Source organism: Bdellovibrio sp. MYbb2 (genome assembly GCF_056175685.1).
This window is the reverse complement of record NZ_JBJKJI010000001.1, coordinates 1772059-1781446: the sequence shown is the minus strand read 5'-3', so window position 1 is coordinate 1781446 and position 9388 is coordinate 1772059. Positions and strand designations below refer to the sequence as shown.

General features: G+C 49.9%; 9 protein-coding genes. 6 read left to right on the top strand and 3 right to left on the bottom strand.

Annotated features, from left to right (window positions below; translation table 11 throughout):
* Positions 1-12: 12 nt before the first annotated feature.
* The 3 genes from AC04MQ_RS08605 to AC04MQ_RS08595 all read right to left on the bottom strand — a co-directional run bounded on the left by AC04MQ_RS08605 (position 13) and on the right by AC04MQ_RS08595 (position 3183).
* Positions 13-1398, bottom strand: a complete 1386-nt coding sequence (locus AC04MQ_RS08605) for a UDP-glucose dehydrogenase family protein (protein ID WP_475391848.1) — start codon at positions 1396-1398, stop codon at positions 13-15.
* Positions 1399-1490: 92 nt separating this feature from the next.
* The gene (locus AC04MQ_RS08600; RefSeq protein WP_475391847.1) at positions 1491-2498 is read right to left on the bottom strand and encodes a GDP-mannose 4,6-dehydratase; all 1008 of its coding nucleotides are present in this window, start codon (positions 2496-2498) and stop codon (positions 1491-1493) included.
* A gap of 106 nt (positions 2499-2604) precedes the next feature.
* Entirely contained in the window at positions 2605-3183 is a 579-nt protein-coding gene (locus AC04MQ_RS08595; protein ID WP_015091811.1) for an HD domain-containing protein, read from the bottom strand.
* A 216-nt stretch (positions 3184-3399) separates the two neighbouring features.
* On the opposite strand from AC04MQ_RS08595, the gene AC04MQ_RS08590 reads away from it, so the two are divergent.
* From AC04MQ_RS08590 to AC04MQ_RS08565, 6 genes are all read left to right on the top strand, one after another.
* The gene (locus AC04MQ_RS08590; protein ID WP_015091812.1) at positions 3400-3879 is read left to right on the top strand and encodes a hypothetical protein; all 480 of its coding nucleotides are present in this window, start codon (positions 3400-3402) and stop codon (positions 3877-3879) included.
* An 81-nt stretch (positions 3880-3960) separates the two neighbouring features.
* Positions 3961-5580 carry an FAD-dependent oxidoreductase gene (locus tag AC04MQ_RS08585; protein ID WP_475391846.1) on the top strand — a complete coding sequence of 540 codons (1620 nt, stop codon included), beginning with the start codon at positions 3961-3963 and terminating at the stop codon, positions 5578-5580.
* Between the two features lie 93 nt (positions 5581-5673).
* A complete protein-coding gene (locus AC04MQ_RS08580; RefSeq protein WP_475391845.1) occupies positions 5674-6879 on the top strand; it encodes a hypothetical protein in 1206 nt (401 codons plus the stop codon).
* Between the two features lie 4 nt (positions 6880-6883).
* Positions 6884-7375, top strand: coding sequence for a hypothetical protein (locus AC04MQ_RS08575; RefSeq protein ID WP_015091815.1), 492 nt, complete (start codon positions 6884-6886; stop codon positions 7373-7375).
* Between the two features lie 78 nt (positions 7376-7453).
* On the top strand, positions 7454-8233 hold the full coding sequence (locus tag AC04MQ_RS08570; RefSeq protein WP_015091816.1) for a substrate-binding periplasmic protein: 780 nt from the start codon (positions 7454-7456) through the stop codon (positions 8231-8233).
* A gap of 50 nt (positions 8234-8283) precedes the next feature.
* Positions 8284-9360: a PA0069 family radical SAM protein gene (locus AC04MQ_RS08565; protein WP_475391844.1), complete on the top strand. Its 1077-nt coding sequence runs from the start codon at positions 8284-8286 to the stop codon at positions 9358-9360.
* The last annotated feature ends 28 nt before the right edge of the window (positions 9361-9388 follow it).

The window sequence follows — 9388 nt, the reverse complement described above, 5'->3', positions numbered from 1 at the left end:
TTCGGCTCCTGCTTAGTTCAACCACTGATTGCTGATTTCAACGTGACTGCCCGTCTGAACCACACGCTGGAATGCCGGATCTTTACCAACACTGATATAGTCAAAGCCCTGACGGGCCATATCCGCCGGGTCAAAGATATTACGACCATCAAAAATGACCGGCGATTTCAACATAGACTTCACTTGAGCAAAGTCGGCGCCTTTGAATTCAGGCCACTCGGTCGCGATCACCAGAACATCGGCCCCCTGCAAAGCCTCATAGAAAGAATCCAACAACTGAACGCGGGATTCGAAGCTTAGCAACTTGCGTGCACCTTCCAAAGCAATCGGATCGGCGGCACGAATGCGCGCCCCATAATAAAGAAACTTTTCAATCAGACGCAAAGCCGGAGCCTCACGCAAGTCATCAGTGCCGGGCTTGAAGGCCAGGCCCCAGATGGCAATCGTTTTTCCTTCCAGTTCGCCTTTGAAATAGTTCTGAACTTTCTTAAAGAAATGATCATGCTGCTGCAGATTCACATCTTCCACCGCTTGCAGGATGCTCATCGGGCTTCCCAGATTGCTCGCGGTCTTGATCAAAGCCTTCACGTCTTTCGGAAAACAGGAACCACCATAACCAACGCCGGCATTCAGGAAGTGAGGACCGATACGACGATCCATGCCCATGCCTTTTTTCACCAGATCAATATTGGCACCGGAAAGCTCGCACACACGGGACAGTTCGTTCATGAAAGAGATGCGCGTCGCCAGCATCGCGTTGGCCGCATACTTGGTCATCTCGGAAGAATACACATCCATCACCAGAATGCGGGATTCATCATCCACAAACGGACGGTACAGACTAATGATCAACTGGCGGGCTTCTTCGCTTTGCACACCCGCGATCACGCGCTCTGGATAAAGGCAGTCTTCCAACGCCGCTCCTTCACGCAGGAACTCGGGATTGGAAACAATTTGAACATCGTACGAAACACCACGTTCAGCCAGTACCCGCATCACTTCCGCGCGCACGGCCTCGCACGTCCCAACTGGGACCGTGGATTTGACAACGACGACTTTGTCGGCAGTCATGAAGCGGCCGATGCTTTCAGCAACACTCATCACATAGCGCAGATCCGTGGAACCATCTTCATCAGAAGGTGTGCCCACGGCGATCATCAGAACGTCAGACGTCTGAACGGCTTCTTCAATGTTCGCAGTGAACGTCAGACGTTTTTTCTGGAAATTCTTTTTGATGAGTTCTTCAAGACCTGGCTCATAGAAAGGAGCAATTCCGTTATTTAATTTTTCAATGCGCTTCACATCGATATCAGCACACAAAACATCATTACCTTTTTCAGCAAAGCAGGTCCCGGTGACCAAACCAACATAACCGGTTCCAATAACAGAAATTTTCATACACGCCCCTCTGACAAACAAAACAATATCGGGGCGGACCTTATACTATTACCGGTAATTTGAGAACGATGCAGAGTGAGTGATCGAAACTTTTACAAGACTTCGCAAGAGACATCTGTGAGCAACGCGCGATGATCTTTGTGCCACTGAACTGTTTTGCGAAGTCCTTCATCGAAGTGTACCGCGGGTTTCCACGAGAGAAGTCTTTCTGCTTTGCTGATGTCAGCCCAAGTCTCTTTCATGTCAGACTTGTTCGCAGCACTTTCTTCGATTCCACTTTGCACACCAAGTTCATTTTCAATCCCATGGATCACGCGTGAAATGCTGATTGGATTTTTTCCGCCACCAAGATTTATAACTTCATAGCCCAAAGGTTTTGCAGAAAGAATTGTTCCGCGAGCGATGTCATCGACGTAAGTGAAATCGCGCGATTGAGCTCCATCACCAAACAGACGAATCGCCTGGCCACGAGTCATCCACTCGATAAAACGAAAGATCGCCATATCAGGACGACTGGCCGGACCGTAAACTGTAAAGTAACGAACGATGGAAACATCAATGCCGTAAAGATAGTGATAAGTATAAGCCATCACCTCGGCCGCTTTTTTCGAAGCCGCGTAAGGAGAGATCGGCGTGTTCACTGCAAGCTCTTCATTGAACGGCATCGGAAGTCCGGCATACAAAGAAGAAGTTGAAGCCAATATGAACTTTGGAACTTTTGTGCGCTTCATCTGTTCCAGCAGATTCAGGGAACCCATCGCGTTCGTTGTCATATATATGTGCGGGTTTTCCATGCTGTAGCGAACACCCGCGCGCGCCGCCAGATTGAAGACCACATCAAATTGATGCTGGTCAAAAAGCTCAGCAAGCGCTTTGTTGTCCTCGATATCCAAGTGCTGAAAGGTAAAGCCCTTGGTGTTCTTCAACTGATCCAGACGCCAGTTCTTCAGGCGAACATCATAATAAGAATTCAAATTGTCGATGCCGATGACTTCCACGCCATCAGCCAACAGCAACTCCGCCACTTTGCTCGCGATGAAACCAGCAACGCCGGTCACTAAAACTTTCTTCAACTGGTACTCCTGAGATTCAGGCACCATATATAGAAACGCCTCTGGCGCAACAAGCGACAGAGGCGTTATGTGAATTCTTTATCCGAGTTTGTTCCGCGTGATTCCGCAGACATCATCGTTAGTGAGTGATCATCTATTTCTTCAGCAAGCTCTTTGCAAGATCCAGGAAGCGGGCTTCGGTCACTTCTGACGGCCAAGGGATGATCGGGAAATCAAACGGCTCGTCTTCAGAAATATTCCACGACTTCAGATCTTTCGTGATCAGGTCACGAACTTCAGTCGCCAGCAAACGACGGTCAATCTGCTTCACCACTTTTGGAAGTGGGTATTCCAGATTGAAGCGTTTGGAAATAGCCCAGTGAATGCGGGATTCAATAATTTCAAAATCCGGCAGCAAAGCTTTTACCGGAGACACCAGGTCACCCACATAAGCTTCGGTCGCATCATGGAAAAGCATGTGCAAGGCGATCTCTTTCGTCGGGGAAACTTCCGCCCCAAGGCAGGAGTGCTGACCCACGCTGTAGAAAAAGCGTGTGTGACCATTGAATCTTGCCTGACGAGCCAGCGCACAGGCGATGTCTTCGATCATAACCGCATCCGGATCTGGCTTCAGAATACTGAAGCGACTTCCCGACAGGGTCACAACCCAGGACTTTTCCACGATTTCAGGACGATTCAAATTTTCCGGCAGAGCAGGCATTTCGATATTCATGGGTTGGTTGCTTACCCTACCGTTTAGGGAGTTGCATGAAGAATCCACCTAACTCAACGCATCAGATTCAGAATTTCTCGGAACAGTCAAAAGTCAAAAGAAGCCCCTTTTACGGGAAGGTAACTTGAGAAAATTGTGTGCTCTGCCAGAAGCTGCCTCCATCTCTTTGCGCAAAGAGGACAAATAAAATCGAACACAAAATGGAGACCCCACAATATGAAACGTATTCTGACCCTTTTGATCACTCTGATGTCCGCTATGCCTGCATTTGCAGCAGTTAACGCAAACTCGTCTTGGGAAGAGATCGTTCGTGACCGCTATGCGATCATCAAAGCTCCGACCATCTATATGGGGCGTTCTATCGACTACATGTTCGCATGTCAGGACGGCGACCGTCTGCGCACGATGAAGCCGGTAGACACCACAGTCAGCCGTACTCGCGGTGACCGTGAAGAAATCATCGTGATCGACCGCGATTATCTTTCCACGCCGATCGATTACACACACGAAGTGGAGAACTGCTTCTGGAACAACAACCAGCGCCGCTGTAAAATGGAGACTGTCACTGGTTCATACCCACTGACGGTGAACATCCCGGTTTACAAACGTGTTTCCAACCGCAACGTCGAAAGAGAAACACTCATGTTTAGAAAATCTTACACGGTCCCTCAGTGTGACACCCCTACTGTGGACTAAGGCACTTTCAATACCCTTTCAACAAGAGGAGTTCCTAGAACTCCTCTTGTCTGTTTTGGGCCCCGGAATTATTTAGACGCCATGCAAAGACGTGATTTTCTTAAAACCAGTTTGTCCGTAGCAGCCCTTTCCTCCATCCCCGCTTCCGGCCTTGCCAAAGGCTCTGAGTGGGTCAATGACCAGCTGACTGATGACTGGCCGATCGCGCGCCTGAAGGACTCTGAAAACAACAGCATCGACTTCAACGGGGACGACATCAATCGCCCGCATGATGCCTTCTGGAACATCGACGGCTATATCGAGAAAAAAGGCGGCGAACCCAAGTCCTTCTCTGAGGATCTGGATGTTGTGATTGTGGGTGGCGGTATTGCCGGCCTTTCCACGGCTTACTATCTGCGCGACAAAAAGATCGCTTTGCTTGAAATGGATTTCCGCCTGGGTGGAAACTCCAAAGGTGAACAGTACAAAAACTCTGTCTATTCCACAGGGGTGGCTTATTTGGTCGAGCCGGATCAGACAGCCCCACTGGGCAGTCTTTTGACTGAACTGGGCATCTGGGACAAAGCGCGCCGTGAAAACTCGGACCACACCACGGTTCTTTACAACAACAAATTCACTTCCCCGTTCTGGAAAGGCGCCACTGATAAGGCCGCCGCTGACAATTTCAACAAGGTGTTCAAACGCCTGGCTGAAATCGGTGCGGAAGCTGACTTCGACTATAACGGTGAACTGGCTAAATCTGTCGATCATTTGAACTTCGAACAATGGCTGACCAAAGAATTCGGCGATGTTCACAAGCACTTGCTTGAATACTTCCAGCTGTACGGATGGAGCTCGTTCTGCGGTTCCACGGACGAACTGTCTGCTTACCAATACCTGGGCTTTATCTGTGCTGAGACCGGCACTTTGATGGCTTACCCGGGTGGTAATGCTTACGTGGCTCACAAGATGGCGCAAAAGATCCGCAAAGATGCGGGTGACAAATCCCTGCGCGCAGGAAGCATCGTATTGCGCGTGACCACAGAAGGTGATTCCGCTGTGATCTTGTATGAAGACACCATGGGTGTTCTGAAAAAGATCCGCGCAAAACAGGTTGTTATGGCCTGCCAGAAGTTCGTTGCAAAACGTCTGTTGCCACAGATGCCAAAAGATCAGGCTGACGCGATCACCATGCTTCCCTACCGTGCGTATCTGGTTGGCAACATCCTGACTAAAAAGAATTTCCAAAGCCCCAGCTATGAACTGTACTGCCTGAAAGGCCAAGTACCACCGTCCCCGACGCCGATGAGACGCGGTGACCGCAGCTTCACTGACATCTGCTTTGGTACGTGGGCTCAGGAAGAAAAAGTTGATCACAGCGTACTGACGCTTTATCACGGCATCCCTTACGATGGAGCCCGTCAGTTCCTGTTCAACCCGGCTTCCCATGACAAGTACAAAGCCAAATATCTGCAGGACGTGGAACCGATTCTGCAAACCATGAACCTCAGCATGAACGACGTGCACGGCATCCGCCTGACTCGCTGGGGTCACGCTTTGCCGCTGTCTCGCGCGGGCCTGATTCAGGATGGCTTGCCTCAGAAGGCGTCTGAATCCATCAATGGCATCATCCACTTCGCCAATCAGGACAACTGGATGAATCCGTGCTTTGAAACGGCTCACCACTGCGCCATCGAAGTGGCGACAAAAATCAAAGGTTAAGAAGCTCCACATTCCTCAATAAAAGGCCTGTATTAATTTGAGAATACAGGCGCTTTTTTCTAAAGATCACGGGCGATAGAACGATATAGATTTATGCGTTTTATTGCCCTTTTGCTTTTTATGACGACATCGGTGAATGCCTGGGCTGATGGCAAAGCCTATCTTGATCTGGAAGAAGACCAGATCGTTTCTGTATTCAATAAACCCGGAATGAACTGGAAGAACTGTTCGGCCGATCCCAACTGCCGGCCCGTCGGCTGGCCGGATCGTGATGCTTCCATCGAAGTGACGTCCAAGCCGCGCAAGATGAAGGTGGAAGATCCCTACACCGGCACCATGCAAACGGAAGAATACGTGCAGATCAAGTATTCTTACACCCGCGAGCGTGATGGCATCACCTACACCCAACAAGGCACCGGCTGGGTTGATGCAGCCTATGTCAATCGCAGCAAAACCAAAGCCGTCTATGGCGCGGCTGACGACAAATCCGAATACTGCCCACCCGTTCAAAAATCCACAACCGGTGGCGGAACCAAAGAGGTTCAAAAAAGCATTTCCGGAATTCAAGCCGCCATCGCCAACAAAGGTGTGAAGGAAACTGCCGCCGCACTTAAAGCCTCGGTGGGTGCCTGCATGATCAATCCGAAGAATCCGCCAGCGGCCTACAAGGGTGACAATCCGTTTGATTCCTATGTGCTGCCCCACCTGAAAAAACAAGCCGTTCCCAAAGTCGCCCGTGAAGACGGCAAGATGATGACACAGCAGGATCTGATCACCGTCGATGCTCTGGCGCGCACGATGTATGCTGAAATGGCTCGTTGTTACAAACATGGCCTGCACTATCCGATGGCCGTGGCTAAAATTGCGGTGAATCGCGCCAACACGGAAACCCGTCACAAAGAATTCATCAAAGGCACGCACAACAGCGGCAAAAGTGATCTGGCCAAAGTGGTCACCACCCCGTCGCAGTTCAACCTTTGGATGAAGACCCACAACGGACAGAAAAACGGCCCGCTGGCTCACGCCCTGTGCCCGCCTTCAGACAAGAACAAACTTTTCTGGAGTGGCGCAAAGCCCAGCAAGGAAGAGCAGGACATCTGGGACAACACCCTACGCATCGCTACTGAGGCCGTGCTGTTTCCAAAAAAGTTCAATGCACGAACTTCACAGTTGAAGCAGTTCCATTATACGTCGGGTATGGACAGCTTCTTCGGAATGAAGCAGGTCTTCCCGTGGATTGCCGACCGCAAAGTTTCCAAAAATGCCTGTGTACAGGTCTGGGATGGCGGCGTAAAATAGCCGCATGAACCAACAAAACACCAATTATGTTTTTCTGATGGATTGTGCGGACTTTTCTGAAGCCCAGGTGGTGAAGTCTTACCTGACTTCACAAGGGTTCCATCCCCGTGTGCGGGACGAACAAACCCGTGGTGTGGCTCCGCATTTTGGTCAGTTGTTGGGTAAGCTCACGTTGGAAATTCCTGAACACGAATACATGGAAGCGTCTTTGTTGATGGAAAGTCAGGAAAAGCCCCGGGTCCAGATTATTACAGAGAGCGGCTATGACACTCAAGCCTTGGCCAAGAAAGCTCTTTGGAATGCCATCATCGGCTGCACGATGGTGCCTTTACTTTGCAACTTCTATTCGATGATGCTGGGTTACCGTGTGCTTCGCCATGAAGTCCCTTTAAGCAAGACCAGCCGCAACCGTCTGTTCCTGGCGATTGTGTTTAACTCTATTGGGTTCTTTGTTTGGTTGACCGTGGGTCCAAAGATCCTGAATCTGGGTTTCTAAAATTACAAGTATCCCTTTGACTGGCTCTGGACCTCACGGATATCAAAATTCAATCAAATTTGCGATACACTGAAGGGTATGAGACGATGGACCGCCGCCCTGACCGCCTTATGCCTTATTGTTTTAAATTCCCCGAAAGCCCACGCTCTGGTGGTGGTCGGACAAGAGTATGAACCGTATTATTTCAATGACGGTTCTGCCGGTATTGGGGGCGCCTGTTATGAGATCGTTCAAAAACTTTGTTCACTGGAAAAGTCCCACTGCAAATTCAAGTTCGCGCCTTTAAGAAATTTCTTATCAATGCTGAAAGAAGGTCAGGCCGATATCGGCTGTCCCCTGTCGCGATCCGGGCCGCGTGAAACCGCATTTTATATGCACACCCTTTTCCGCGGGCGTTATTCTTTCTTTGGCCTGTCCGAGGCGACTCAAAAAGTAAAAAGCTATGCGGATCTAAAGGACATGCGGGTCGGGGTTCTGGCCCCGTCCATGACCGAAATAAGTCTGAACCGCATTCACGAATTTGCAGACAAGAATTTTAAAATTGAACCTGAAAAAACCATCTTTAATTCTTTGCTAAAAGCTGAAAAGAAAAACTATGCCCTGGCTTACGGAAATCGCGATGTAGCCCTGCGCTGGATCGAAAAGACCCGCAGCCCTTTGCGGGAGGTTCCAGAACTGGGTGAGCCGGTGGCCTATTCCATCGCCTTTTCCAAAAAGAGCTTTAACCCTCAGCGTTTTGAGAAAATTCAACGTTATCTGGTTGAACTGCATAAAGACGGAACACTGGAACAAATCGCCCGCAAGTATCGTTTGACGCTGGCGCAGGATTTTAGCGCTCCCGGGCGGTCCGAACCCTAGCCCCTATAAAGTGAATCCTTTTCCACTTTGGCTGTGCCATACTCGCGCCCATGAGCCGGGAATTTCGCAAAGACATCAAGGGGCGCGGGGCCAGTAGCAATTTTTCAAATCGCTATGATTCACTGACCTATGAACCGACCGAAGAGGACTTCGACAATTATCAGGACGAAGAAAAGCCCCTGCTGCGCACAGAAATCCTGAAGGACAGCTCGCGCACTATCATTTCCCAGAATAAAAGCCCGGATATTGGCTTCACATATTCCATCAACTCTTATCGTGGGTGTGAGCACGGCTGCTCGTACTGCTATGCCCGTCCTTCACACGAATATCTGGGGCATTCTCCAGGCCTTGATTTTGAATCCAAAATCTATGTGAAAGAAGAAGGCCCCCAGCTTTTGCGCGAGGCTTTGATGAAGCCCTCGTGGAAGGGCGATGTCATCATGATGAGCGGAATCACGGACTGTTATCAGCCGCTGGAAAGAAAAATGCAGCTGACCCGTGGATGTCTGCAGGTCTTGGCCGAATTCAAAAACCCGGCTTCATTGATCACCAAAAATGCGCTGATCACCCGGGATCTGGATATTTTTACTGACATGGCCAAGTATGACGGAGTTCTGATTTACATTTCTGTGACTTCTCTGAATGCGGATTTGGCAGCGAAATTGGAGCCACGCACATCACGTCCGGAAGCGCGCCTGAAAGCCATTGAAACTCTGGCAGCAGCGGGCATCCCGGTGGGGGTGAACGTGGCCCCATGTATTCCCGGACTGACCGATCATGAAATGCCGATGATTTTAAAGCGCGCGAAAGAAGCCGGGGCGAAATTTGCCGGTTACACTCCCCTGCGCCTGCCATCGACGGTGCTGCCGATTTTTTCAGAATGGCTGGAAGTGCATGAACCGTTAAAAAAAGACAAGGTGCTCAATGCGGCGAAGGACATCCGTGGTGGCCGCCTGAATGATCCCAACTTTGGTTCGCGCATGCGAGGTGAAGGCGCCCGGGCTGATCATCTGGAGCAGATGTTTGAAATCTATTGCCGCAAATGGAGCTTGAACAAAGAAGAGTTTCATCTGTCGTCGGCAAGCTTCAAACGCCCGACCAATCAGCTGAGTTTTGATATTGATTGATGCCGAAAATAAAAAACCCCTGATGTAA